Source organism: Lyngbya sp. CCY1209 (assembly GCF_035615495.1).
Classification (GTDB): domain Bacteria; phylum Cyanobacteriota; class Cyanobacteriia; order Cyanobacteriales; family Microcoleaceae; genus Limnospira.
The window spans coordinates 1-23,681 of the sequence record NZ_JAJENU010000275.1 but is presented as its reverse complement, the minus strand read 5'-3'; the positions used below and the strand labels follow the sequence as shown (position 1 = coordinate 23,681).

Here is a 23,681-nt window from a genome sequence, read left to right as displayed (position 1 = left end):
TGGCTCCGAGTCGGGCGGTTTTCCCCGCCACTTTCCATGCAGATGAAATCATTAACCTTGAAGTCATAACCGCCGATTTTATGAATACACCACTCGTCGCTTTACAGAAACCCAAGGATATTTCCCTCAGCGAGATCGAAGCTGAACTGAATAATATTTGGCTGACTCAAAGTGGCAGCCAGGGCAAGACTCAGGCGATCGCTACCCGTGCGGCTACCTTCAGCATGGTCGTCTACGAACCGGAGGAGTTCCAGCAGTTGTTGGGGGGGTTGGGCTTTTATCGAGGGGCGATCGACGGCATCCACGGCATCGAGACCCGGGATGGGATTCGGGAAGCCCAGAAAGCCTACGACCTGCCCATCACCGGCCGCGTCGATCCGGAAACGTTGGAGAAGTTGCGGGCCGAGTTCGCCAAAGTGCCCCCGGAAAAGCGGGCGATCGAGAATGTGGACGCCCGGGGCTTCAGCATCAGCGAAACCATCGCCGCCCAAAATCCCTGCCGCATCATCACCCTGTGCCCCACCCTCGGCGAGGATACGGGGGTGACGGCCCAAGTCTCCGCCTACTGCCCCCTGCAAAACAACCGGGAGGAGGGTTTGGTGTGCTGCGAATACGTCACCCTGCGGGGGACCAAAAGCGCCCTGGAACGGGTCGGCAACGTCGTCGCGTCCCTGATGATTCCGGATTTGCCCAAGTTCGTCTGGTGGAAGGCGACACCCAACCCGGAGCAAGAACTGTTCAAGCAGTTGTCCGGCTGTAGCAACTGCGTCATCGTCGATTCCTGCTATTTCAGCGACCCCGAGTCCGAGCTCTCGAAAATGCAGGAACTGATCGAAGAAGAAACCTACATCGCTGATCTCAACTGGCACCGCCTCTCGCCCTGGCAGGAGTTGGCCGCGGCCGCCTTCGACCCCCCGGAGCGCCGGGTGTCCCTCGTCGATCTCGACAACATCACCATCGACTACGAAAAGGGCAATGCTGCCCAGGCGCTGATGTTCCTGGGTTGGTTCGCCAGCCGTCTGGGTTGGAAGCCGGTGGAATTTACGGAGGAGGGGGGCGACTACGACCTCAAGCACGTCAAATTTATCGGCCCGAAAGATCAGGAAATCCGGGGGGAACTCGCCGCCATCCCGATGGCGGACACCGGGGAAATTCCCGGGGATTTGGTGGGTTTGCGCCTGACCTCGAGCAATCCCAACGCCAACTGCTGCACCATCCTCTGTTCGGAAACAATGGGGTGCATGCGGATGGAAGCCGGGGGCAGCGCCCAGTCCTGCCGCACGGAACAGGTCACCGCCGCCACGGATCAGAAGGCGGAATACCTGATGGCGCAGCAGTTGCAGCGCTGGGGCCGGGATGTTTTGTACGAGGAGAGTCTGGCGGTGACGGCCCAAATTCTCAAGTTGGGCTGACCGTCGCATCGATCGCGACACAAATTTGTATCCTCGGTTACTTTAGCGGCGGTAGATGCTGCGTTAAGATGAGTCCCGGTCTTTTGAAGTGCCTGGGATTGGGGGGCGATCGCCCGATTTTTTCAACTCTGAAAGTTCGGCGATCGCCCAATTATTGAGACTCTCAATCCTCAAATGTAAGAAGAAGCCATACTGTTAATTGATAGCAGCCGGGGCGATTGGCAAATCGACCCCGCCCGCTTTTCCCGTGCGATCGGCGCGGAGAATCCGTCAACTCAAAAATCAACGCCCAAAATCACGGAAGACACCAATTCTTAGGATCAATTCATTTTTCCTCTCGGACGGGGCGTAAACGTCTACAATATTTCCAATTCGCAATTGTTATTCGATGAGCAGAGGTGTCAAGTATGTATTCAGATCGCGAACGCTCCTCAGATCTATCTCCGGAAACATCAGAATTTTCCCACAACCACCCCGTCGATGCGGTGGGGACATCGGAACTCCCACCGGCCCTGAAAGCGGCTTCCATCGTTGCCCTGATCGTCGTGCTTTTTGGAACTTTGATCGGGTCCCTGGCGGTGAGTCCGCGCCCGACCGCGATGGAGGCGGAGGAGGAAATTGAAGACACCGTCGCCACGGAAGAACCGGCGATGGAAGAGGCTGAACAGATGGCGACGACTCCCGCCGCTTCCGTGACGGAAGATGAGATGGAAACCGCCGGCACCGCCACCGAAACGGAAGCGACCGCTCTGGAAACAGACGGGACGGCGACCTCGGAGAGCCCGAGTCCCGTGGCGGCCGACACCGCGCCTTCGGAACCGACGACCTCCGAGCCGGTGGCGACTGCCGAACCCGAGCTCCCAGAATCGCCGGCCGCAACCGGGACCACGGAAATGGCCGAAACGCCGGGAATGGGTACGGATGCGACTCCCGCGGCCGCTCCGACGGCGGGCGAGGAAATGGCCGCGGCTCCCGGCGCGGTGGATGTGGACCAGTTGAATGAGATCGTTTACGACAAGGTGGATAGGGCCTGGACGGTGAAGGGGACTCCGGTGACGGCCCAGGTGAGCTATCTCGTCACCGTCACGCCGGAGGGGGCGATCGCCAAGTTCGAGCCCAACTCCCCCGACGCCAAGGATAATGTCGAGAATACCCCCCTGCCCGGTTTGGCCGAGTCGGACGGTATGGCGGGGCAAACCTCCGGTCAGACCGTGACGTTTGAAGTGGTGTTCAGCGATACGGGCGCCCTGGAAGTCAAGCCGTCTCAGTAAATACCGCGATCGCCGGCGACGGACACTCGGCGATCGCGGCCACGGGGGTCGGGTACATAATAGAAATATCAAGTTTGGTATCCAACCCGGCACTCATGTTAGAAACAGACGCCAAAGCGACCGAAACCCAATCCGAGAGCGATCGGTGCGTCCTGGTGTGCCAGCATCAGTCCTGCCTGCGACACGGTGCGGCCGAAACCTTGAAAGCGTTTCGAGAAGCCGACCTCCCCGATGTTGATGTCCGGGGATGCGGTTGTATGGGCCAGTGCAACATCGGCCCGACGGTCAGGGTCACTCCCGAGGAAATCTGGTACTATCGGGTACACCCGGAAGATGTCCCCGCCATCGTCGCCGATCACTTGAAAGGGGGCGAACCCGTGCAGGACAAACTCAATCCGAGGATACATCCCCGCTTTCATTACTGAGGCCGCAGCAGTTGGCCTGAACCCAAGTTCGGATCAGGGAATTGACCTGTTCCGGGACTTCGTCGTGGGGACAGTGGCCGGCGTCGAGAAAGTGTTCCGAGAGGTTGGGATAATGCGCCCGGAAGCGATCGCTCCGAGCCCGGCAGTCCATCCAGGGATCGCCCTCCCCCCACAGCAACAGTAAAGGACGATTTAGGCGGGACAGCAAGACGTCCACGGAGTCGCCCCGGCGACTTTTGAACACGGACGCGAACACCTTGACGGCGCCGGGGGTGCAGGAGGGGCGGTAAATTTCCTCCACCAGGCGATCGGTTACGGCACTTTGATCCAGATACACTTTTTGCAGGGTTTTGCGGATCACCGACCGCCGCCGGGTCCACTGAAAGATCACAAAAGTCCCCCAGTCGCTGAGGATAAGCGATCGCACCGCCTTCGACATCCGCCTTTTCCAGGTCGGTGGTTCGACTTTCGGCTCGGTGTCCGAGAACGGTCCGGCGCTGTTGAGCAAGATCACCCCCGCCGCCGAGTCCGGATAGTCCGCCGCCGTGCACAGACAGGCGTAGCCCCCCAGGGAGTTGCCCGCCACCACCGCCGGCTTCCCGATTACCTCTGCGATGAAGTCGCGGAGCTGATCCCGCCACAAATCCCCGCCATATTCCTGGTCGGGTTTCGCCGAGCGCCCGAATCCCAACAGGTCGATCGCCCAGACTTCAAATTCGGGACTCAATCCCTCGATATTCTTGCGCCAGTGATCCGTGGAAGCCCCGAAACCGTGTACCAGCAGCAGCGGCGGGCGATCGCTCCGGGGCGCTCCGGCCCGGACGTAGTAAATTAACTGATCCCGCCACTTCCAGTATGATGATCCATCCCATGAAGTCGAACTCATCGCAACAGTCGTCCGCATTTTGTAAACATTTGTTAATTTCCCTTGACGATTGTATCAAAATCTCGTTCGTTTCGGGATCGCAGCGATCCCCGAGATCGACTCAAAATTGGCAACCCTTTTCAGCACGGCGATCCCCGGCGATCGGGGCGCAAATGTCGCCCCGACTGGCTTCTGGGAGCCGGTTTTCGTGTTACAATAGGGAACGAAGATGCGATCGCACGTCATGAAATTCCCACCGACGGAATACCGAAGACGGCGCGATCGTCGGGGTCCGCCCATCCCGCACCGGGAAAAATGATTTTTAGGATGGCAGTCAACACGAAAGACCTGGAGTTAAAAAACATTGGATGTTATGGGAAAGATCGGCCTCTCTTTTGATACGAGCCATTGAGTGACGGGGAGGTTAAAAAATGCTCTCAGGCCGTTTTGAAAATCCTCTCACCTGGCTATTGAATTCCCAATGGAACCTTGAAATTGGTCGTCCCATCTCATTTAAAATCGATCGCAAAAAATTTGTGGTTGAATGGTTGATTTGACGAATTGTTGGGGTAATCTTAATGGAAAAATGGGTGTTCAAGCTGTCAATCCCTTGGATCGAACAACTCGGAGTGACACCTTCCCCCGCCCCAAAACAAGTGGGGGTCAAGGAACGACGGCGACCTTGATTCGGATGGGGTTATTGGTGTACAATTCATCTGAGTTGAGCGGTACGGGAAAGGGCGAGACAACAAAACGATGCTCTAACTGCGGTCACGTCAAAGATTCGATGCCGTTATCGGTGCGAGTTGATCGGTGTGAAAAATGCAGTTGTGAGTCGAACCGAGACTTGAATGCGGCCCAAAATTTGGCAATGGCGGGCAGCTTGCCTGGGGCGGCCTGTGGATCGGAGAGTGCCGACACTTCCTTCGGCGTGGCTCCGAAGAAAACATCGAACCCATCCAACGCCAGCCGAGATTTGGGCAACTCATGGTTAGGTTTGAGTCGGTTTTTTAGAGCGGAGTATTCACAACTATGCAGGGTGTGAACCTTATCCACCTGAAAGCCAGGGAGTTTTCCGAGTGATTGCAATATCATCGCGTCCGGTTAAACGCAACTGGGTCACTATTAGCTTTGCTTCTACACTCTATCTCTGTCCGATTTTGGACCTACTTCTAGCCGAGATCCCGACGGAGTGGCAAGGAGAACTGCGGCTCGGACTCCAAGAAGCTTTGGTGAACGCAGCCAAGCACGGCAACAAGCTAGACCCCAGTAAAACCGTTGTCGTCCGTTTCTCGATGGTCAACAACCAGTTCTGGTGGATCATCTCGGATCAAGGGCGGGGTTTCAAGCCCCCATCCTGTCGCTGTCATCTGTCCGTGGTGGACTCCGAAACCGCCCGGGATGACTCCGACTCAGACCCGCCCCACGACGAAAACGAATGCGGACGGGGACTCTTTATTCTCGAACAAATCTTCGATCGCGTCGAGTGGAACCACGACGGAACCGAATTGGTGCTGTGCAAAGAACTTCCCAAAATTGGGCTCTGGGGTGTCGGGCATCGGGTGTAGGAACAATTAACAATTAATCATTAATAATTGATAATTGATAATTAATTGTTTTTCCCCGACTCCCGATTCCCTACTTTGACTTCGAGCCGTGGGTGGGACAGGGGGGGGCGGTAATGGAACGGTCCAACCACCCGATCGCCTGTTGCAGCCTCGGGAGCGCCTCCTGGGGCTGATCTTTGAGCAGGAAAATTAGCGCCGCGGCCACCTGTTCCCGGGCGCGGGCGTTGCGGTTGGACTTGAGGCGGTGCCAGTCCCGTTCGGAGATCGCCAACTGTTCGGCGAGTTTCTGGGCCAGTTCCAACGTCTCCGACGCATTGACCTGGGTTGAATTGGGATGAGTCATGGCGATCGTTTGATTCGACTTGGCTGTATTTTAATAGTTATAGCAGTCGCCGGGACCGTCGGGAGATCGGAAAATCCCGAAACCTGCCAAAGGCAGGCAGTTGAGTGAAAGCTGATTGCTCGGGGCTGACGGCCGATCGCTCTATGTATTATGCCGAGAAATACTCCATCCCCACCGAACCCCGCCGACCCGCCAGAAGAAATGACCGAGGAACGAGAAATTGAACAAGCCCTGGAATCGGCGGAGCGAAGTCTGGCCAGCCTCCAGGAGCGGGTGGCCCAAATCCGCCGCGATCGCCAGCGGAAAGTCGAACTCAAAAACCGCATCGACGAAGTGATCCCCGAACTTCGCCGGCAGCGATCGCAACAACTCCAGCAAGAACTTAAACAGCTTCGGGACGAACTCGACACCGTCGAACTCAACTTGGAAAGCCACCTGTTCACCTGGGGGAGCCTCAAAGAACCCTTCTGGCAGGCCGTCCGCTTCGGGGGACTCGGGATCGTCCTCGGCTGGCTCCTCAAATCCTGTGCCGGATAATCGTCGTTCGCGACCCCCTCAAATCGGGCTCAACTGCTTCAACTCCTCCGGTTTGAGAACCCCCCGTTCCGTGATAATCGCCGTAATCAACGCCGCCGGAGTCACGTCGAAAGCCGGGTTGTAGAACTCCACCCCGGGAGGACAGATGCGGGTCGGGCCGATCTGGTACAACTCCGCCGGATCGCGCTCCTCGATGGGGATTCCCTCCCCCGTCTCCAGGCGAAAGTCCACCGTCGAGAGGGGGGCCGCCACGAAAAATGGGACGTTGTGCGCCTTGGCCACCAGCGCCAAACTGTAGGTCCCGATCTTGTTCGCCGTGTCCCCGTTCGCCGCGATCCGATCGGCCCCCACGATCGCCGCGTGGATCGACCCCTGCTTCATGCAGTGAGCCGCCATATTGTCCGAAATCAGAGTCACGGGGATCTGATCCTGGACGCATTCCCAAGTCGTCAATCTCGCCCCCTGGAGGCGGGGGCGGGTTTCGTCCGCGTACACCCGCGCCAACCGCCCCGCACCTTGGGCCGAGCGGATCACCCCCAACGCCGTCCCGTAACCCGCCGTCGCCAGGGAACCCGTGTTGCAGTGGGTCAAAATATTCAGTCGTTCCGGCGTTTTCGGCAACGCCTCCAACCCGCGATCGCCGATTTCCTGGCAGGTTCTCAAATCCTCCGCCTGGATGGCTTTCGCTTCGGCCAGCAACGTTTCCCGAATCTCCGCCACCGCTCCGGCGGCGTTTTGAGCCGTTTTCTGCATCCGTTCGATCGCCCAGAACAAATTCACCGCCGTCGGGCGGGTATTCCCCAAAATCCGAGCCACCTCGTCGAGTCGGGCCAGGAACGTATCGCGATCGTCCGTTTCAATCTCCCTCGCCCCCAAATACATCCCGTAAGCCGCCGCGATGCCGATGGCCGGCGCCCCCCGCACGATCATCGTCGAAATCGCCCGGGCGATATCCTCGTAGCGGTGAATTTCCACGATCGCATATTCCTTCGGAAGCCGAGTTTGGTCGATGAGAACCACCCGATCTTCCTTCCAAATCACCGGATAAACTTGAGTTGGGATAGACATCTTGAGTCGAGCTCGCAGCCCGTCTGAAAACAGTGGATTCTTCCCCAGTTTACCCCGATATAGCGATCGGCTCCCGCTCCACCCTCCACAATGGGGAGATCTCGGAAGTCGGGAATGTCCGAACGCTTCCGGCGGTTGCCATATATAGCAGTGCGCCCTCGTGTCGTTACAAAATCTATAAAAGAAAGTCGGGAGTCGGTATTAGGGAGTCGGGGGATCGATCATTCTCACCCGTCCAGCCTGTTACCGCCCGCCTCGCGCTGCGCTATATTTCAAAAAGCCCGGGCCGGGGGTAGATGCGGCGCGATTGCCCTTTTTTGAAGGTCGGCCCCGGCTTTTCCATCTCTATTTCGGCGGTTGAAGCGGCGTTTCGCCCGTCTCGACAATTCTCGAACTGCCATCGATCTTGAACTCGAAATTACTCGGGAAGGGGAAATTCGCAGTCGATCACGTTGGCTTTTCTCAGACAAGTGATCGGTTGTGGAGAGGCGACGGGAATAAATTCCCCATCCAAAACAAAATCGTCGGCATTGAGCACGATACATAAAATTTCCTGGGTGCTTCGCAGCTTGATCACGGTATCATCTCGCAATCCATCGGCATCGAAATCGATCAGCGATCGATAGTCCAAGTCCGCCTCCGTCAACCCGTCCATGAGTCCAATTTTATCGCCGTCGCTGAACCAATCGAAATGGGTAATAACTGGTGCTTGATTGAGATCGGTCGTCGCCCCATGAGTTCGGATAATAAAAACATCGGTTTTACCATTGCCACCGATGGCTTGAGCACGGACCATCGGTGCTGGCATACTGACGCTGAATAGTGGTAAAGTTGTCACCATCAGCAGGGCCGTAAATTGTGTGAGGAACATCACCCGTACCTAACGCTACAATTCGAGCCTACGTTCGGTTTTTCGCACCTTCGGAATTGAGGGTGCTACTATTGGAACTTGGACAAGGTAGCCCGGGTGGATGATGTCCCCGCCGGCACGTCTCCAACCCTCATCGAATCTAAATTTTCGGGGTTCGAGCCTTGATTCTCGCTGGGAGAAGGGGAGTGGACGGTCAAACAACTGGTTTCCGAAATTTTTAAATGAACTCGATCGCACCATTATTCAGGCAATCCGTCATCGTTTTTTTGAAGGCACTGTTCGACCCGGAATTTGCGCCGATGGCCGTCTGGGTGGCCGCCGTCGTGGGTACGCTTTTGTTCGCCATCAACCACGGCTGCGTCCTCGTCAAAGGGCAAATGACCCGCGATCGCTGGATTTCCGCCCCGCTTACCTACGCCGTCCCCTACGGCGTCAACGTTCACGGCCAGTTAATCAGCCGCCGGCGATCGCGATCAAATTCCGAAAGTAAATATTAGGGAATTTTCCGGAATCAATCCCTCCGGCTGTGAAAGCGATCAACGGCAATTTGCGAGTTGTTTTTTTTCGGAAATCGCGACGGCTCAATTTTGCCTTTCAAACCGTCTCAAAAATTCGTCTAGTCTCCAAATTGAGGGGGAAATACCATCATGCATCCGACCCGTTTATCTCGCCCGTCTCTCAATCCCTGGGGGGCGATCGCTGCCTTTTCCTTGGGTTTGGGATTTCTCGGCCTTCCCCCCCTCCCCCCCGTCGTCGCACAGGAGCAGCAAGTGAGAACGTTGACCGTCAGCGGTGAAGGCATCGTCACCATTCCCACCACCCTCACCCGAGTTCAACTGGGGGTGGAAGTTTCCGGCAAAACCGCCGAAGAAGTCCAACAACAAGCCGCCCGGCAAACCTCGGCTGTGGTAGAATTGTTGCGATCGCGCAATGTCCAAAAGTTGGAAACCGCCGGCATTCGCCTCAACCCCAACTACACCTATCGCGACGACCGACAAGAATTGACCGGCTATACCGCCACTAATACCGTCACCTTTCGCCTGGAAACCGAGGCAGTCGGCAACTTGCTTGACGAGGCGGTAAATGCCGGGGCGACCCGCATCGATGGCGTCAGTTTTATCGCCTCCGATTCCGATATCACCACCGCCCAACAACAGGCGTTACAATTGGCGACCCGGGAGGCCCAACGCCAAGCCGATGCCGTCCTCGATACCCTCAATTTGACCCGCCGAGAAATTGTCAACATTCAGATCAATAGTGCGGGTTCTCCTCCCCCCGTGCCCATGATGCCACAGGCGGCGCGTTTGGAATCGGCCGACGCCTCCACCCCCGTCATCGGCGGCGAACAAGAAGTTCGGGCGTCCGTCACTTTGCAAATTAGCTACTGATATCGCCGTCGGCCGCCAGCTTGCGGTCAACCGCCCCCGAACGGGAGATTTCGCCCTCTTCCGTTCGCCGACATTTGAAGATTGTTTTTTAGTTTTAAAAAAAAATTAAGAAATGTTAAAAATTCGGCTGTTTTGGGGAAGGGGGTTGATTTTGGGCTTGACTTTTGGTATTATTATTAGACAATGGGAGTGGTGGTAAAAAAAATATTTTTGCAAACACCCCATTATGTGTGATTGATGTCAATAGTTTACCGCGAATCGCCGCCCCCCGTCAACCCCCTTCACCCCAATTTTGGTCATGAAAAAAACCCGAATCACGGCGATCGCGATCGGCGTACTTGTCGCCATCACCCTAATTTTCAACTTCGCCCCCGTCCGCGCCGCCGACACGACCCAACTCGAATATCGCGTCCGGCGGTTGGAGTCCGAAATGTCCCGACTCGGCAACCAAGTCAGCCGACTCCGCTTTCAAAGCTCCGGGGCACCGAGGGTGGAAGTCGTCCCCCGACCCGATCTCCCGGAAAACGTCCCCCCCGAGGGGATGACCCGATGGCTGTCCGGCGACCCCATGTTCGACAACCTGGCCACCTTGACCATCGAACTCAAACAGGATGTCATCGACATCCGAGAGCGCCTGTCCAAACTCGAAGCGAAGATCGAAAACTAAGCGCCCATTGAAAAAGTGCTGCCACAGCACCCCAAAAAGGATAAACAGAATCCCTCATCGGATGTTGCCGGCAGCACGGGGGTTTCCGACAGAAACCCTCAGAGACTATTCAATGATGTGGAAATAGTAGGCCGCAACCAACAGGTTGATTCCGAGCAGGACAGCCGCCCAGAAGATACGGAAGGTGTAAGGACCACCGGATTTAGTATTTGTCATTTGCTTAAATACCCAATGCTTTGAGTCCATTAAATCATAAAAAGCGATCGCCCTTAATCGATCTTTGGTGCAATATCGGCCCCCGACGGCTCGGCGATCTCACCCATTCTTCCGGAAGGGATTCCATCTGCCACCTCAATTCGCTACAATAGTCAGGTTGTCTAAACTCGCACATCCGGGAGTTCGGGTGTCTGGCGGGGGTTTTCCCGCGCAGATCGGCGCCCGGGTGGAGGATCAACCCGAAAAGGAGAAAATCGACCATGCCAGTGATCAGTCTCGCAGAAATGCTCGAGTCCGGGGTACACTTCGGCCACCAGACCCGCCGTTGGAATCCCAAAATGTCCCCCTACATCTTCACGGAGCGGAACGGTGTCCACATCATCGACCTCGTTCAAACCGCCCAACTGATGGACCAGGCCTATGATTACGTCAGAAGTTCCTCCGAACAGGGGAAAAAGTTCCTGTTCGTCGGGACGAAGCGCCAAGCCGCCGGCATCATCGCCCAAGAGGCCAGCCGTTGCGGCGGATTCTACGTCAACCAGCGGTGGTTGGGGGGGATGCTCACCAACTGGGTGACGATCAAAACCCGCGTAGACCGTCTCAAAGAATTGGAAAGCCGGGAAGAAAGCGGCCAGTTGGACTACCTCCCCAAAAAGGAAGCCGCCGTCCTGCGCCGCGAGTTGAGCAAGTTGCGGAAATATTTGGGCGGACTCAAGGGAATGCGCCGGGTTCCCGACGCCGTGATCCTGATCGACCAGCGCCGGGAGTACAATGCCGTCATGGAATGTCGCAAGCTGGGTATTCCGATCATTTCTTTGTTGGATACCAACTGCGACCCGGATTTGGCGGACATCCACATTCCCGCCAACGACGACGCCATCCGCGCCATCAAGCTGCTCGTCGGAAAGTTGGCGGATGCCATTTACGAAGGTCGCCACGGCGAACTTGACACGGCCTCCGCCGAGGACTACGAAGATTACGAGGGGGCACAAGACTACGAGGACTACGAGGAAGCCGACGAAGAGGGGTCTTCGGACGACTCGGAAGAGTAGGTCAACGGACCGCAGCCTGAAGCGGGAAACTTCGGAACCGACCATTTCCTCGGAGGGGGTGGCGATCGCTACCCCCTCCGAGGGATAACAGTTGAGTATGGCGCGGAGCATTTGTTAAACTTCAGTAACAACTGCCTCATAGCGACTGACCTAAACTTTAAGCAAGGAACGAAAGGAAAAAGATGGCGCAAAACATATCTGCGAAAGTAGTCAAGGAGCTGCGCGACAAAACGGGCGCCGGCATGATGGACTGCAAAAAAGCCCTGAAGGAAACGGATGGCGATATGACGAAGGCCGTCGAGTGGCTGCGACAGAAAGGGATCGCATCGGCCGACAAAAAATCGGGTCGCTCCGCAACTGAAGGGTTGGTGGGCAGCTACATCCACACCGGGGGACGGGTCGGCGTCCTGGTGGAGGTCAACTGCGAAACGGATTTCGTGGCCCGACGGGAAGAATTTCAGGAATTGGTGCGGAACGTCGCCATGCAGATTGCCGCCTGTCCCAACGTGGAGTACGTCTCCGTCGCGGACATTCCCCAGGAGATGGTGGCGAAGGAAAAAGAAATCGAGATGAATCGCGACGACCTGGGCAACAAGCCGGACAATATCAAGGAAAAAATCGTCCAAGGTCGGATCGACAAGCGCCTGAAGGAATTGTCTCTGATTGACCAGCCCTACATCCGCGACCAGAATATTTCCGTGGAAGAGCTGATCAAGCAAACGGTTGCCAAACTGGGTGAAAATATCCAAGTTCGTCGGTTCGCCCGGTTCGTTTTGGGTGAAGGCTTGGAAAAGGAAGAAAGCAATTTTGCGGAAGAAGTCGCCGCACAAACCGGCGGCAAGGCGTAAAATGTCACCCCAAACCGGGGGGATTTTTGATTAACGTCGCCCCGATCTGATGGCAGAATCGAAACAGATCGGGGCTTTTATAGCGCTGCGCGCTGGTATAGTTACAGGTTGAAATGAAAAATCCCTTTATATTCCCAAAAATCTGACCCGCTCCCCCGGCTCCCTCAGCTCCCTCCGCTCCCTCCGCTCCCTCCGCTCCCTAACTGTAACTATACGAGCGCACACTGCTATAAATATAGGGTGTGGGGCGTGGGGAACGTAACCGATTCCCGATTCCCGATTCCCGATTCCCGATTCCCGATTTTCCCTGCTCTCAATTATGGCCGGATCGCTCAAACGCATCGAACAAGATATCGCCACATTGGAAGAGGCGATCGCCAAGATCGCCCAGGAATTTCATAGCTGTTACGATCGTTATTTGCAGGTGTTGAGTCATGCCGTGCGACAGCAGTTGATCCTGGCAACTTATCATTTGTGCACCCAAGGGTATCCGGAGGCGTTTTTGCAACTGTCTTACTCGGAAAGACAGCAGTTGCAAGCCGGAATTCGGGATTTGGCTGGCCAGACTCAAGCTAAATTGACGGCCCTCGTCCACACCCCGATCGCCGAGAATGCCCCCCGGGCAGCCCAGGGAAAGTTGAATTCCGCCCCCCAGGAAGAAACCCCCGAAGAGCCAGGAAATCCGGAACCGCCGGAGGCGACGGCGGCATCGAACCCCCCCGCCGAATCGCTCTCCGAACTCAAACCCCTCCTGATTACCCCCATTCGCCTCCTGCGCTGGCAAGAAAATATCGAGGAGGCCATCCGAGGACTCCTCCACGCCCTCTCCCACGATGTCAACCTCCTGTTGCAGGACGCCGGAATTATCCTCCCCGAACTGCCCGAAGCCCTGCTAGAAGCGGCATCCAAAGCCGATCCCCCGCCGGAAGCGGCCGGTGGCAGCCCCAATTTGCTCAATCTGACCATCGAGACGGACGATGAGGACGACCAGCAGAACCCCAATCTCACCGAACTGATTACGGTTCACCTGCGACTCTCCGAGATTGAATTCGCCGACCCGGGGGTAATGGGGGCCAGACACCAGATCCGCAATTTGGTCGCGCGCCTGAACCGCCTGGGGCGGGATTACCAGAAAAAACAGCGGGATCGGGCGGTGCTGGAGGCGGAGTCCGCCTGGCGTTCGAGTTGGTTCGAGGAGTAGCCGCGATCGCCTCGCATACGCTATGTTGATAAAAAAATCAAGTACAGGGGCGAACGCGCCCTTCTAGCCTATCCCTTTATCTTACCGGAAGGCGATCGGCTTGTCAACCCTTTTCCGCCTTGATTTTGCCCCCCAAAACCGCTATGCTATGAAGACTGATTTTAACTCTCAAACCGCGTCAAACGAGCTTATAGCTTGTCACAGGCAGGATGCCTGTACTACCGCGAACAAGATTAAATAAAAGCCGATTTATAGCAGAATTTGATACCGATAAAATTGACGACAATTTGCATGAATTATGGCAACTTACGAACTCGACTGGTGGCGCATACAAAAAGCCCTGACTGTTGAGGCAGAACGGGGATTTAATAACATTCAGGGGAAGCAGTATCGGTTTAACGAGTTTCTGCTACTCAGCCTCCATCAAGTCTTGGAAATTATCCCGGCGGAAGCCCATTCCCTCGGGCAGAAATTGGCGGGAGACTTTGCCAACTACTCCCAACTGGAATTGGAAGAGCGGCAACATTTAATTGCGGACACCCGGCGGTTTTTAACACAATCCCAGCGACTGTTAGAATCCCAGAGAAATTTATCCCAACATCACAATCCGGAACCGTCGCCGCTGCCAGCCGTCCCCAAACCGCTTCCCCAACAGGAATTGAACGCCAAAAAAGCCCCCGATTTGGACAGTTCTTTAAAAGAATTGGTGGGGCCGAGAAATGGCGATCGCCTCGGCAAGTTGGGAATTTATAACGTTTACGATTTACTCTATTATTATCCCCGGGATCATATCGACTACGCCCGCCAGGTGAAAATCAAAGAACTAGAACCGGGAGAAACCGTCACCATCGTCGCGGAGGTGAAACGCTGCCACTGTTTCAGCAGCCCCAAAAACCGCAAGTTAACCATTTTAGAATTGGTCGTTAAAGACGAAACCGGGCAACTCAAAATCACCCGCTTTTTCGCCGGAAATCGTTACGGGAATAAAGGCTGGCAACACAAACAAAAATATAACTACCCGCCGGGGGCGAAAGTCGCCGCATCCGGACTGGTGAAAAAAAATAAATACGGCATCACCTTAGATAACCCGGAACTGGAAATTCTCGATCGCGCCGACAGCCATATTTCCTCGATGAAAATCGGCCGGGTGCTGCCCGTTTATCCCCTTTCAGAAGGTATCGGAGCGGACCTGGTGCGGAAGGCGATGCTGGCGGCGTTACCGGCGACGAATCACTTGCCGGAATCGCTGCCCAAAAAATTGATCGAAACCTATCAGTTGATCGAAATCTCCGAAGCCGTCGCCAACATCCACTTTCCCCCCAACCGGGACTGGCTGGCAGCGGCGAGGCGACGGCTGGTATTTGATGAATTTTTCTATCTGCAATTGGGATTGCTGCGGCGGCGGCAGGTACAGAAAACGACGGAAACCAGCGCCGTTTTGACCCCCAAAGGGGAATTGATCGAACAGTTTTATAAAATTTTACCCTTTGAACTGACCAACGCCCAGAAGCGGGTGATCGGCGAAATTATGGGCGACCTCAACTCCCCGGAACCGATGAATCGCCTGATTCAGGGAGACGTGGGGGCGGGTAAAACGGTGGTCGCCGTGGTGGCGATGCTGGCGGCAATTCAGGCCGGATATCAGGCGGCGTTGATGGCGCCGACGGAGGTTTTGGCAGAACAGCACTATCAAAAATTGGTGGGTTGGTTCAATTTGATGCATCTGCCGGTTGAGTTGTTGACGGGTTCGACGAAAACCGCGAAGCGGAGGCAGATTCATTCCCAGTTGGAGACGGGGGAATTGCCGGTTTTGGTGGGGACCCACGCCTTGATTCAAGATCAGGTGAATTTCCACAAGTTGGGGTTGGTGGTGATTGACGAACAGCACCGATTTGGGGTGCAGCAGCGGGCGAAATTGCAGCAAAAAGGGGAGTCGCCCCACGTTTTGACGATGACGGCGACGCCGATTCCCCGGACGTTATCGCTGACGTTGCACGGGGATTTGGATGTGAGTCAGTTGGACGAGTTGCCCCCCGGACGGCAACCGATTCAGACGACGATGTTATCGGGTCATAAGCGTAAGGAAGCCTATGATTTGATTCGGCGGGAGGTGGCGAAGGGACGCCAGGTTTATGTGGTGTTGCCGTTGATTGAGGAGTCGGATAAGTTGGAGGCGCGATCGGCGATCGAAGAACATGATAAACTACAGGAGAAGATCTTTCCGGAGTTGGCGATCGGGTTGTTGCACGGGCGGATGAGCAGCCAGGAGAAAGAGGAGGCGATCGCCAAATTTCGAGATCGAGAAACCCAGATTTTGGTATCGACAACCGTGGTGGAAGTGGGGGTGGACGTTCCCAACGCCACGGTGATGTTGATCGAAAATGCGGAACGGTTCGGACTGTCGCAACTTCACCAACTGCGGGGCCGCGTCGGCCGGGGAAAGGACAAGTCTTATTGTCTGTTGATGTCGGGGAGTTCTACCGCCGAGGCGAAGCAGCGACTGCAGGTTTTGGAACAGTCCCAGGACGGTTTTTTTATCGCCGAAATGGATATGGAATTGCGGGGGCCGGGTCAGGTTTTGGGAACCCGACAGTCGGGTTTGCCGGATTTTGCCCTGGCGAGTTTGGTGGAAGATCGGGAAGTGTTGGAACTGGCGAGGGAAGCGGCTCAGAAGGTGATGCAAAAAGACCCGACTTTGGAACGGTGGCCGGCGATGGCGGCGGAGTGGGAGCGGCGGTATCAGAAGATGATGGGGGGGTCGATTTTGACTTGATTTATATTTAGATAATTTGAGAATATTAACCACTCCAGGCACAGAGGACACGGAAGGAAGAGGGAGGGTTGTATTGCTCCCAAACTGCCAATTTTTGGGGGTTTGAATGGGTGGGAGTTTTGCGAATTATATCAGACGGTTATTTGACCGCATAACCTCCCCGATGCTTTTTAATCCTCTTGAGAGGATTTGTGCTATTAGCTTGGGAATTGATTCCCAAGCGGTGCTTGATTTTATGCCCCATTTGGGGGAAGATAAAATTATCGAACCATCCGCCGAGCAATGTTATTGATTTTTACCGATTTGGACGGAACTCTGCTCAATTCCGAGGATTACCGGTACGATCGCGCCCTCCCCGTCCTCGAACAACTGAAACAACAGCAAATTCCCGTGATTCCCGTCACCAGCAAAACCCGGGAAGAGGTGGAAGTATTGCGGGGGGAAATTGGGTTAACAGATCCGTTTATTGTGGAAAATGGCAGTGCTATTTTTATTCCCGAAAATTGCGATCGCCTCACTTCCCCGGAAACTCAACTTCGGGGCGATTATTATTTGATGCAACTGGGCGATTCTTATGCGGATATTCGCCGGGGATTGGCGGAAGTCATCGCTTCTCTGGACGAACCGCTGCGGGGGTTCGGAGATTTGAGCGTCGATGAGATTATACAGCGAACCGGATTATCGGCTGAGGAGGCGAAGCGGGCGAAAAATCGGGAATTTACCGAACCGTTTGTTACTCCCAAAACTATCGATCCGGCAGTATTGGAAAAAACGATAACGGAGTCGGGATTTCGCGTCGTGGTGGGCGATCGCTTTTCCCATCTGATCGGTGGAAATGCCGGGAAAGGTCGGGCGGTTGAGTGGTTGGTGCGGCGATATGCTATGATCGCACCGGGAGAAACAATCACCACTCTCGGTTTGGGGAACAGTCCCAACGATTTGGCGATGTTGGAAGCGGTGGATATTCCGATTATTATTCCCGGCAAAAAGGGACCCCATCCGGGATTGAGCGATCGCCGCTGGCCAGTCGCCTCGTCTCCCGGCTGTCAGGGATGGGCTGAGGTGGTGGCGGAAATTTGCGATCGCTTGGGAGTTGAGATTAACAATTGACGAGAAATGCGGCCGGCGGGGACGCACTGCCCCCACCGAAGAATGAATTCTGATTGATATTGAGAAATGTGGCCGGCGGGGACGCACTGCCCCCACCGAAGAATGAATTCTGATTGATATTGAGAAATGTGGCAGGCGGGGACGCACTGCCCCCACCGAAGTTTTGTTAATTTCCCGATTCCCCATCTTCCATTCTTTCAATCAACAGATCCCGAATTTTCAAAGCGGTGGCGGGCGCCAATAATACCCCGTTGCGATAGTGTCCGGTGGCGAGGAGGATGTTTTTAAATCCGGTTAAAGGGCTGATGACCGGGGCGGGTTGATCGGGGCGGGGCCGCAGACCGCTCCACTGGCGGAGGATTTCGGCCTCTTTCAAGGCGGGACACATGGCGATCGCACCTTCCACGACGCGATCGAGCAATTCGGTATCAGCCTCCACATTACCATCCGCGTCGGGAAATTCCACCGTCGCCCCCACCCAATATTCCGCCCCGCCCAGGGGGACGATGTGCACGTCATCGCCGGTAATTACGGGTTGGGGACTCGTTGCCAGGGGTTGGGGACACCGCACCTGCAAAGCCTGTCCGAGAACCGGGCGAATCGTCACCGGAGGGGGTTGGGGGGGCGTTTCCAGCAGGGGAGTCGTTCCCAATCCCGCCGCCACCACCACCCAGTCCGCCGCCAGAGTGCCGGTATCGGTTTTAAGAGTTTGACAGATTTTCTGAGAATCGCCATTTTCGGCGATTTCCCAGCCGTCCACCCCGACGCCGAAATTGAACGTCACCCCATTTTGTCGGGCGGCATCCACCAAAGCCCGGGTGAGGGCGGTGGGGTCGAGTTGCCGGTCGCGGGGGGAATAAATCGCCCCGGTGACGCGATCGCACTGGATCTGCGGATATCGCGATCGCACCGTTTCCGCGTCCTGCAACTCCAGCGGCAACCCCTGGGACCGGCGAATTTCGGCCAACTCTTCCCAGCGACTCCAGTTTTCCCCCTCGAACCCCAGCATCAAAATGCCCCGGCGGTTGTAGGGGAGGGGGCGATCGAGGCGGGTTTCCAGTTCCGGAATCAGCGTTTCATAGCGTTCCAGACTGTCCCGCCGCAACTTCCAGGCCCGCCCCTTGGTTTTGTGGCTGATGACGCCCATCAGCACGCCCAAAGCCGCCCCGGTGGATTCCGCCGCGGGGGATTTGCGATCGCACACCGTCACCGACAGCCCCGGAACCGAAGACAGTTCGTAGGCGATGGCGGCGCCAACGATACCACATCCGACAATAACAACGTGAGCCATAAGTGAGCTATCTAGTGTGAGCGATCGGCAAAGGAATTAAGTGGCTTGGGGAACTTGGGTCAAAAACGTGTCCAGGTCCTTGAGGGCTTCCTGGTAGCCGGTAACGGCTTGGGCGCGATCGCCTTTTTCGGCCGCCGTGCTCACTTCCACCAAATGCTGGGACACTTCCCGGTACAACTTGCGGGCCGGGGGTTGGTCATCGGGGAGGAGTTTGCCCGTCAGGTAATTCATATCCTGGAGCAGGGTTGTGAGCGGGCCGTGGACAAAATTATCCACATTCACCCAGTCACCATTTTGGATGCTGGCGGTCAGTTCCTTGGTCATGCGATCGCGCAGGCCGAGGATATCGGTTTTATACTCTTGAATTTGTTCGAGTTGGGCGTCGCTGTAGGTGGGCGGCTCGGCGACCTCGGGCGCACTGCAGCCCACCACGAATGCAGTCACCAGTGCCAAAACACAGGCCAGAATTGAACGATAACGTTTCATGGCAAATTTTGTTTGGTTCTTTAAATTTCTACAATTTGCTCGGTCGGCAAAAAATGATTATCCATCCATTGTTGCAGAAAACATCTACCACACGCGATCGATTTTGGGCAGAAGGGGGAGGTCGGGAGTCGGTATTAGGGAGTCGAGAGTCGGGAGTTGGGGAAATTTTTAACCCTTCCCTACACCCCACACCCTACACCCCACACCCTAGTTCGGCCTGAACTGCTTTTCCACCAAACCGACGATGGTATCCCGGGGCAGCAAGCGGGGCAGGTTGACGATGATCTGGTTGGATAGCCCTCCCGTGACGAGGGTGGAGAAGTCTTTTTCCAGGGCGGCGAGGGTATCTTTGACCACTTCTTCGGCGGGGGTGAGGGAGTTGCCGGCGCCCCGGAAGGATGCGGGAAATTCGGCCGCATCGAAAAAATTCGATTCCGTCGGGCCGGGACACAGGGCCAAAATGCGGACGCCCGAATCTTGATTTTCCGCCCACAATGCCTCCGTGAAGTTGAGGACGAATGCTTTACTGGCCGAGTAGACGGACAGATAGGGCAGGGGTTGATAAGCGGCGATGGAGGAAACGTTGACGATCGCCCCCCGGTTTCGCGGTTTCATCGCCGACAAAAACCGGTACGTCAGCCCCACCAAAACCCCGATATTCAATTGTACCATTTGCATCTGTTTGTCGAGCGATCGCGTCTCGAACGGACCGTAATCCCCAAATCCGGCATTATTGATCAGCAGATCCACCGTCTCCCCCCCGCCGGCGACGGCATCGAAAACCACCGGCGTCGCGTCGGGTTCCGTCAGATCTTTGGCGATCACCTGCACCTGAATCCCGTGTTGTCCTTGCAATTCGGAGGCTAGGCGATCGAGTTGATCCCGCGATCGCGCCACCAAAACCAGATCGACCTTCCGGGACGCCAATTCCCGCGCAAACGTTTCGCCGATCCCGGACGACGCCCCCGTAACCAGAGCTTTTTTAATGGAATTCAACTGCATAAAAAATGAAAAATGAAAAGTGAAAAGTGAAAAATGAAAAATGAACGGGGATTTCCCCACACCCTACACCCTACACCCCACACCCTAATTCTCCGGCTGTCTGCAAATTCCGAACACGGACGTGTAGCCGTGCAGGAAAGTGCCGTTCCCCACCGGGCCGATTTCCCCGTTGCAGAAAAACCCACTCAGGGGGATGGGAAAGTGGCGGCGGAATAAATTCGAGTCGAAATTGGGTTCGCCGTAGAGGTTTTCACCCCGTCCCAGACAGGAAAACATCAGGGCGCCCCGGGTTTGCACCGCTCCGGGCCGCGCCGGGGTGTCCTGGTTTTTGAGCAACAGTTCCAGATCTTCGGCCGAAGTGCGGGCGTCCCGCAGGTGAAACTGGATGCGCTGTCCGGGCCGGACCCGATCGCCGATCGCGATCGCCCCCATCCGGGGATCGACTCCGATCAAATTCCGGAGCAAAAAATCCCCCGCTTCCAATTGCTGTTTGAACTCGTCCCGGACCACCCCGACAAATAGAGAATGCCCGGCCAGTTGCCGATCCTCCTCGCCGAGTTCCCCCAACAGTTCCTGGAGAGCCTCCAGGGGGGACAGTTCCCCGCCCCCCGCCGCGTCCTGTTTCTCGACCTGCAAAATGATATTGCGATCGCCCCGGGTAATTCGGTACGGGTCGCCGATCGGCCGGCATCCCTGGGCCACGATCGTGTCCAGCACGATATTGCCACTCAACGCCACCCCCACCGCTTCCCCGGCGTACAGTTCGCCGTCGCAAAAGACCGCCGTCCCCTGACCCATCGCCCCGGAACTGGCCAGTCCCCCCACTTTCGGAGCCCCCGGATAGGCGTAGTCGAGGCCCTGGAGCAAATCGTTGATTTTTCCGTAAAACGGATCGATCAACAAAATAAATTGGGGATAATTTTGCGGGTGGACGCCGATCAGTTCCACCCAATCTTCCGGGGAACTGTCCAAATCCGGGAGTTCCTCCGTCGTCAGGTGGAAAGGGCGGACTTCGACACCCGGAAGGTGGGCCAGACACAGGCTCAGGGCGGGTTTCCCCTCGATTTCTTCGGCTTTTTCCCCCGATGCCATGCCGACCACCCCCCCGCCACTGCAACCGATCAACGCGGGGACCGACAGCCGTTCGGCCAGCAGGGGCATCAGTCGGGAATAGTCGCTGGCGAAGGCCGAGGAGATGAACACCAACCCCAGATCGGCCGGGGCTTCCAGGGCGGCTCGGGCCGCCTCGACCACCTCCGTCACCGCCGCCTCCAGAGAGGCGCGGGTCGATAGGGTGCTGACCCACCGCATTGGTTCTGTTGTCGGTTCTGCCATGTTGGCCCTCCTATAGATTCTCTCTCACCCATTCCGGTTTTCCGCTCGGGTTATATTTTGCCGGTCAGATGGCTGTTATTGTCTTGAAAGCGTCCCGCAGTCGGTCGTGTGTTAACATTACTTAATGTTACGAGCCCTCCGGTTTGGGTGCGGCGACTTCCGATCGCCCGGAGCAAACCTTAAAAAACAGTCAAAATTTGGGGTTGACGCTCCGGAGTGATGTATCACAGACTATGGAAGATCGCTGAACCCGTCAGCTAGGATAACCCGGTCGAGCGATCGCTGGCTATCAAAGCTGATGGGATCGGACTCGTGACGACGTTTGTAAAGGGAAAAAAGGTTAGTATGAGCGAAAATATCGACGAACTCATCGAAAAAGAGCGCCAGGAAGCTCGCAACGTCTGCGATACTCAGGGGGGTACGTCTAAAGAGTGTGCCGCCGCCTGGGATGCGGTAGAAGAGCTGCAAGCTGAAGCGGCTCACAAAAAGCAACAACCAGCCAAGAGTTCCTTTGAAGTCTACTGCGACAACAATCCCGAAGCCGCCGAGTGCCGGGTTTATGACGACTAGGTTCTCCTTGTTATCCACCAGTCCCCCAGCCCCGGCCGCAAGTCGGGGTCGAGGGATTTAACCCGACCTCGACGGATACGCGGACGCAACACCCGGACTTTTCGGGGGTTGCAGTTTCGTTTTCAGGACGGTGAGTTGAGACCGCCGGCGATCATCCCCCGCCCCTCCCCCCCCTCCGATCCAGTTCGGATAATCAGCTATTGTGTAGATTTCCGATCATCGAATTCAAGAAATCGTTTTAATAAAAACGATTTGAGCGGAGATCAGATCAGCACCGCAGACGAGAAAATAATGTTCAACCCAATCTTGATGGCAGCCCAACCCCACAGTTTAGCAACTTGGGTGTGGATGGATTACCGACTCGCGGTCGTGCTGACCGTGATTTTTCCCCTAATTTTGCTCATTTGGGCCTTTGTTCAAAAGTTGGAAGCCCTGCAACGGCTTTTAATTATCTATTGGCGGGTGGCGAGTCTGTTGATGATCACGGTGTATCTGATGATCGCCGCCTTTCCCTTCAGTTTTTTATGTTCGATCGCCTCCCGCATTCTCATCCCGCTGAGTTTGTGGTTTTGGGTGGATATCAACGAAGAAATCGAGGATATGCAACCATCGCCCCTGAAACTCACCTTCACCAGTTGGCGGTGGGCGATTACCGTTTACAACGCGATCGGAGCCCTGCTTTTCCTCCCCTCCCTGCGATGTGCATTTTTGGGCACGCAAGATTTACTCGCCGATCCGGGTTGTCGGATCTGGCTCGATCCCCCCTGGACCTACAAACAGATTTTTCACCCGGACTGGACACCCCAATTTCTCGGATTTTTGGGCCTTGTGGGATTGTTACTTTATTTGATTTATTTCGGATATTTTATCCTGATTCGTCTGGGAAGACAGGGACGTTCTGCAACGGGAAATTGACAATTTATCATTGATAATTGATAATAATCAACTTTTCCCGACCTCATGATTTGAGGGAGAATATTCAATCTAAAATCTAAAATCGATATGCCAGTCGCGATCGCCAAGCGTTTGGAACAATACACAGAAAAAAATCCCCGGGAAGTGTTGCTCGTCCGGGCGGAAATTGACGGGGAACCGGACGAAATCGCCATCTTTAAAGGCTTCTCCAGTTCCCTGATGCGGGCGACGGCTTTCGATCCCGATGTCCCCGTCTTACCCGACGACGCCACCATTTTGGAAATTGATCGCCTCGTCGGTCCCTACAACCCCGCCAGTCCCCAATATATCGAGCGGGGATTGAGTTGGGAAACCATCCAACCGCTACTCTCCGCGGCGGGAGTGTGAGGAGAAGAAACCCGATTTCTAGAAGAATTTTTAATTCCCCACCAAGATACTGGAAGAAACCGAGTTTCTAGATATCGGAG

At 55.7% G+C, this 23,681-nt stretch carries 26 protein-coding genes; 17 read left to right on the top strand and 9 right to left on the bottom strand.

What is annotated here, in order from left to right; translation table 11 throughout:
- Positions 1–80 precede the first annotated feature (80 nt).
- The 3 genes from opcA to LKE08_RS07955 all read left to right on the top strand — a co-directional run bounded on the left by opcA (position 81) and on the right by LKE08_RS07955 (position 3,108).
- Entirely contained in the window at positions 81–1,412 is a 1,332-nt protein-coding gene (gene opcA / locus LKE08_RS07965) for a glucose-6-phosphate dehydrogenase assembly protein OpcA (protein WP_324703682.1), read from the top strand.
- 407 nt (positions 1,413–1,819) lie between these two features.
- A complete protein-coding gene (locus LKE08_RS07960) occupies positions 1,820–2,683 on the top strand; it encodes a ferredoxin-thioredoxin reductase catalytic chain (protein ID WP_324703681.1) in 864 nt (287 codons plus the stop codon).
- Positions 2,684–2,778: 95 nt separating this feature from the next.
- Positions 2,779–3,108 carry a (2Fe-2S) ferredoxin domain-containing protein gene (locus LKE08_RS07955; protein ID WP_324703680.1) on the top strand — a complete coding sequence of 110 codons (330 nt, stop codon included), beginning with the start codon at positions 2,779–2,781 and terminating at the stop codon, positions 3,106–3,108.
- On the opposite strand, the gene LKE08_RS07950 is transcribed toward LKE08_RS07955, so the two are convergent.
- Complete coding sequence (locus LKE08_RS07950; protein ID WP_375341408.1) at positions 3,074–3,994, bottom strand: alpha/beta fold hydrolase; 921 nt, start codon at positions 3,992–3,994, stop codon at positions 3,074–3,076. The genes LKE08_RS07955 and LKE08_RS07950 overlap by 35 nt on opposite strands.
- 523 nt (positions 3,995–4,517) lie before the next feature.
- Between LKE08_RS07950 and LKE08_RS29255 the strand changes: the two genes are divergently transcribed.
- Both LKE08_RS29255 and LKE08_RS07940 read left to right on the top strand, forming a co-directional pair.
- A complete protein-coding gene (locus tag LKE08_RS29255; RefSeq protein ID WP_375341407.1) occupies positions 4,518–5,018 on the top strand; it encodes a zinc ribbon domain-containing protein in 501 nt (166 codons plus the stop codon).
- A 34-nt stretch (positions 5,019–5,052) separates the two neighbouring features.
- Positions 5,053–5,541, top strand: coding sequence for an anti-sigma regulatory factor (locus tag LKE08_RS07940; RefSeq protein WP_324703677.1), 489 nt, complete (start codon positions 5,053–5,055; stop codon positions 5,539–5,541).
- Positions 5,542–5,611: 70 nt separating this feature from the next.
- Here LKE08_RS07940 and LKE08_RS07935 read toward each other — a convergent pair whose 3' ends face one another.
- Positions 5,612–5,884: a DUF6439 family protein gene (locus LKE08_RS07935; protein WP_324703676.1), complete on the bottom strand. Its 273-nt coding sequence runs from the start codon at positions 5,882–5,884 to the stop codon at positions 5,612–5,614.
- Positions 5,885–6,034: 150 nt separating this feature from the next.
- Here LKE08_RS07935 and LKE08_RS07930 point away from each other — a divergent pair, with 150 nt between their 5' ends.
- On the top strand, positions 6,035–6,421 hold the full coding sequence (locus LKE08_RS07930) for a DUF2203 domain-containing protein (protein ID WP_324703675.1): 387 nt from the start codon (positions 6,035–6,037) through the stop codon (positions 6,419–6,421).
- A gap of 18 nt (positions 6,422–6,439) precedes the next feature.
- Here the strand turns inward: LKE08_RS07930 and mtnA are convergent, their stop codons facing one another.
- Both mtnA and LKE08_RS07920 read right to left on the bottom strand, forming a co-directional pair.
- Complete coding sequence (gene mtnA / locus LKE08_RS07925) at positions 6,440–7,489, bottom strand: S-methyl-5-thioribose-1-phosphate isomerase (protein ID WP_324703674.1); 1,050 nt, start codon at positions 7,487–7,489, stop codon at positions 6,440–6,442.
- A gap of 418 nt (positions 7,490–7,907) precedes the next feature.
- Complete coding sequence (locus LKE08_RS07920; RefSeq protein WP_324703673.1) at positions 7,908–8,360, bottom strand: hypothetical protein; 453 nt, start codon at positions 8,358–8,360, stop codon at positions 7,908–7,910.
- 221 nt (positions 8,361–8,581) lie between these two features.
- On the opposite strand from LKE08_RS07920, the gene nrtS reads away from it, so the two are divergent.
- The 3 genes from nrtS to LKE08_RS07905 all read left to right on the top strand — a co-directional run bounded on the left by nrtS (position 8,582) and on the right by LKE08_RS07905 (position 10,415).
- Positions 8,582–8,857 (top strand): nitrate/nitrite transporter NrtS, encoded by a 276-nt coding sequence (gene nrtS / locus LKE08_RS07915; protein WP_324703672.1) that lies wholly within the window; start codon positions 8,582–8,584, stop codon positions 8,855–8,857.
- Positions 8,858–9,007: 150 nt separating this feature from the next.
- Positions 9,008–9,748 (top strand): SIMPL domain-containing protein, encoded by a 741-nt coding sequence (locus LKE08_RS07910; RefSeq protein WP_324703671.1) that lies wholly within the window; start codon positions 9,008–9,010, stop codon positions 9,746–9,748.
- A gap of 298 nt (positions 9,749–10,046) precedes the next feature.
- Positions 10,047–10,415 carry a hypothetical protein gene (locus LKE08_RS07905; RefSeq protein ID WP_324703670.1) on the top strand — a complete coding sequence of 123 codons (369 nt, stop codon included), beginning with the start codon at positions 10,047–10,049 and terminating at the stop codon, positions 10,413–10,415.
- A gap of 105 nt (positions 10,416–10,520) precedes the next feature.
- Here LKE08_RS07905 and psaX read toward each other — a convergent pair whose 3' ends face one another.
- A complete protein-coding gene (psaX, locus tag LKE08_RS07900; RefSeq protein ID WP_324703669.1) occupies positions 10,521–10,631 on the bottom strand; it encodes a photosystem I protein PsaX in 111 nt (36 codons plus the stop codon).
- Between the two features lie 260 nt (positions 10,632–10,891).
- On the opposite strand from psaX, the gene rpsB reads away from it, so the two are divergent.
- The 5 genes from rpsB to LKE08_RS07875 all read left to right on the top strand — a co-directional run bounded on the left by rpsB (position 10,892) and on the right by LKE08_RS07875 (position 17,615).
- Positions 10,892–11,683: a 30S ribosomal protein S2 gene (gene rpsB, locus LKE08_RS07895; RefSeq protein ID WP_324703668.1), complete on the top strand. Its 792-nt coding sequence runs from the start codon at positions 10,892–10,894 to the stop codon at positions 11,681–11,683.
- A 182-nt stretch (positions 11,684–11,865) separates the two neighbouring features.
- A complete protein-coding gene (tsf, locus tag LKE08_RS07890; RefSeq protein ID WP_324703667.1) occupies positions 11,866–12,531 on the top strand; it encodes a translation elongation factor Ts in 666 nt (221 codons plus the stop codon).
- A gap of 319 nt (positions 12,532–12,850) precedes the next feature.
- Positions 12,851–13,732, top strand: coding sequence for a hypothetical protein (locus LKE08_RS07885; RefSeq protein ID WP_324703666.1), 882 nt, complete (start codon positions 12,851–12,853; stop codon positions 13,730–13,732).
- Positions 13,733–14,030: 298 nt separating this feature from the next.
- The gene (gene recG, locus LKE08_RS07880) at positions 14,031–16,505 is read left to right on the top strand and encodes an ATP-dependent DNA helicase RecG (RefSeq protein WP_324703665.1); all 2,475 of its coding nucleotides are present in this window, start codon (positions 14,031–14,033) and stop codon (positions 16,503–16,505) included.
- 282 nt (positions 16,506–16,787) lie between these two features.
- On the top strand, positions 16,788–17,615 hold the full coding sequence (locus LKE08_RS07875) for an HAD-IIB family hydrolase (protein ID WP_324703664.1): 828 nt from the start codon (positions 16,788–16,790) through the stop codon (positions 17,613–17,615).
- Positions 17,616–17,781: 166 nt separating this feature from the next.
- On the opposite strand, the gene LKE08_RS07870 is transcribed toward LKE08_RS07875, so the two are convergent.
- From LKE08_RS07870 to LKE08_RS07855, 4 genes are all read right to left on the bottom strand, one after another.
- A complete protein-coding gene (locus tag LKE08_RS07870) occupies positions 17,782–18,906 on the bottom strand; it encodes an FAD-dependent oxidoreductase (protein ID WP_324703663.1) in 1,125 nt (374 codons plus the stop codon).
- 36 nt (positions 18,907–18,942) lie between these two features.
- On the bottom strand, positions 18,943–19,392 hold the full coding sequence (gene psbQ, locus LKE08_RS07865) for a photosystem II protein PsbQ (protein ID WP_324703662.1): 450 nt from the start codon (positions 19,390–19,392) through the stop codon (positions 18,943–18,945).
- 207 nt (positions 19,393–19,599) lie between these two features.
- Complete coding sequence (locus LKE08_RS07860) at positions 19,600–20,394, bottom strand: SDR family oxidoreductase (protein WP_324703661.1); 795 nt, start codon at positions 20,392–20,394, stop codon at positions 19,600–19,602.
- A gap of 84 nt (positions 20,395–20,478) precedes the next feature.
- A complete protein-coding gene (locus LKE08_RS07855) occupies positions 20,479–21,705 on the bottom strand; it encodes an FIST N-terminal domain-containing protein (protein ID WP_324703695.1) in 1,227 nt (408 codons plus the stop codon).
- A gap of 369 nt (positions 21,706–22,074) precedes the next feature.
- Between LKE08_RS07855 and LKE08_RS07850 the strand changes: the two genes are divergently transcribed.
- The 3 genes from LKE08_RS07850 (at position 22,075) to LKE08_RS07840 (ending at position 23,601) form a co-directional block, all read left to right on the top strand.
- On the top strand, positions 22,075–22,299 hold the full coding sequence (locus LKE08_RS07850; protein ID WP_324703660.1) for a Calvin cycle protein CP12: 225 nt from the start codon (positions 22,075–22,077) through the stop codon (positions 22,297–22,299).
- Positions 22,300–22,590: 291 nt separating this feature from the next.
- Positions 22,591–23,214 carry a DUF3177 family protein gene (locus LKE08_RS07845; RefSeq protein WP_324703659.1) on the top strand — a complete coding sequence of 208 codons (624 nt, stop codon included), beginning with the start codon at positions 22,591–22,593 and terminating at the stop codon, positions 23,212–23,214.
- Positions 23,215–23,301: 87 nt separating this feature from the next.
- The gene (locus tag LKE08_RS07840; protein WP_324703658.1) at positions 23,302–23,601 is read left to right on the top strand and encodes a hypothetical protein; all 300 of its coding nucleotides are present in this window, start codon (positions 23,302–23,304) and stop codon (positions 23,599–23,601) included.
- Positions 23,602–23,681 lie beyond the last annotated feature (80 nt).

What these genes read in the sequence shown, in the direction of transcription:
- LKE08_RS07920 (WP_324703673.1), bottom strand. Translation starts at nt 8,360, where the DNA reads ATGTTCCTCACACAATTTACGGCCCTGCTGATGGTGACAACTTTACCA.
- nrtS (WP_324703672.1), top strand. Translation starts at nt 8,582, where the DNA reads ATGAACTCGATCGCACCATTATTCAGGCAATCCGTCATCGTTTTTTTG.
- LKE08_RS07905 (WP_324703670.1), top strand. Translation starts at nt 10,047, where the DNA reads ATGAAAAAAACCCGAATCACGGCGATCGCGATCGGCGTACTTGTCGCC.
- LKE08_RS07885 (WP_324703666.1), top strand. Translation starts at nt 12,851, where the DNA reads ATGGCCGGATCGCTCAAACGCATCGAACAAGATATCGCCACATTGGAA.
- LKE08_RS07910 (WP_324703671.1), top strand. Translation starts at nt 9,008, where the DNA reads ATGCATCCGACCCGTTTATCTCGCCCGTCTCTCAATCCCTGGGGGGCG.
- LKE08_RS07950 (WP_375341408.1), bottom strand. Translation starts at nt 3,994, where the DNA reads ATGAGTTCGACTTCATGGGATGGATCATCATACTGGAAGTGGCGGGAT.
- psaX (WP_324703669.1), bottom strand. Translation starts at nt 10,631, where the DNA reads ATGACAAATACTAAATCCGGTGGTCCTTACACCTTCCGTATCTTCTGG.
- LKE08_RS07930 (WP_324703675.1), top strand. Translation starts at nt 6,035, where the DNA reads ATGCCGAGAAATACTCCATCCCCACCGAACCCCGCCGACCCGCCAGAA.
- opcA (WP_324703682.1), top strand. Translation starts at nt 81, where the DNA reads ATGAATACACCACTCGTCGCTTTACAGAAACCCAAGGATATTTCCCTC.
- LKE08_RS07840 (WP_324703658.1), top strand. Translation starts at nt 23,302, where the DNA reads ATGCCAGTCGCGATCGCCAAGCGTTTGGAACAATACACAGAAAAAAAT.
- LKE08_RS07935 (WP_324703676.1), bottom strand. Translation starts at nt 5,884, where the DNA reads ATGACTCATCCCAATTCAACCCAGGTCAATGCGTCGGAGACGTTGGAA.
- LKE08_RS07845 (WP_324703659.1), top strand. Translation starts at nt 22,591, where the DNA reads ATGTTCAACCCAATCTTGATGGCAGCCCAACCCCACAGTTTAGCAACT.
- LKE08_RS29255 (WP_375341407.1), top strand. Translation starts at nt 4,518, where the DNA reads ATGGTTGATTTGACGAATTGTTGGGGTAATCTTAATGGAAAAATGGGT.
- LKE08_RS07860 (WP_324703661.1), bottom strand. Translation starts at nt 20,394, where the DNA reads ATGCAGTTGAATTCCATTAAAAAAGCTCTGGTTACGGGGGCGTCGTCC.
- tsf (WP_324703667.1), top strand. Translation starts at nt 11,866, where the DNA reads ATGGCGCAAAACATATCTGCGAAAGTAGTCAAGGAGCTGCGCGACAAA.
- LKE08_RS07955 (WP_324703680.1), top strand. Translation starts at nt 2,779, where the DNA reads ATGTTAGAAACAGACGCCAAAGCGACCGAAACCCAATCCGAGAGCGAT.
- LKE08_RS07960 (WP_324703681.1), top strand. Translation starts at nt 1,820, where the DNA reads ATGTATTCAGATCGCGAACGCTCCTCAGATCTATCTCCGGAAACATCA.
- LKE08_RS07870 (WP_324703663.1), bottom strand. Translation starts at nt 18,906, where the DNA reads ATGGCTCACGTTGTTATTGTCGGATGTGGTATCGTTGGCGCCGCCATC.
- psbQ (WP_324703662.1), bottom strand. Translation starts at nt 19,392, where the DNA reads ATGAAACGTTATCGTTCAATTCTGGCCTGTGTTTTGGCACTGGTGACT.
- rpsB (WP_324703668.1), top strand. Translation starts at nt 10,892, where the DNA reads ATGCCAGTGATCAGTCTCGCAGAAATGCTCGAGTCCGGGGTACACTTC.
- recG (WP_324703665.1), top strand. Translation starts at nt 14,031, where the DNA reads ATGGCAACTTACGAACTCGACTGGTGGCGCATACAAAAAGCCCTGACT.
- LKE08_RS07875 (WP_324703664.1), top strand. Translation starts at nt 16,788, where the DNA reads ATGTTATTGATTTTTACCGATTTGGACGGAACTCTGCTCAATTCCGAG.
- LKE08_RS07855 (WP_324703695.1), bottom strand. Translation starts at nt 21,705, where the DNA reads ATGCGGTGGGTCAGCACCCTATCGACCCGCGCCTCTCTGGAGGCGGCG.
- LKE08_RS07850 (WP_324703660.1), top strand. Translation starts at nt 22,075, where the DNA reads ATGAGCGAAAATATCGACGAACTCATCGAAAAAGAGCGCCAGGAAGCT.
- mtnA (WP_324703674.1), bottom strand. Translation starts at nt 7,489, where the DNA reads ATGTCTATCCCAACTCAAGTTTATCCGGTGATTTGGAAGGAAGATCGG.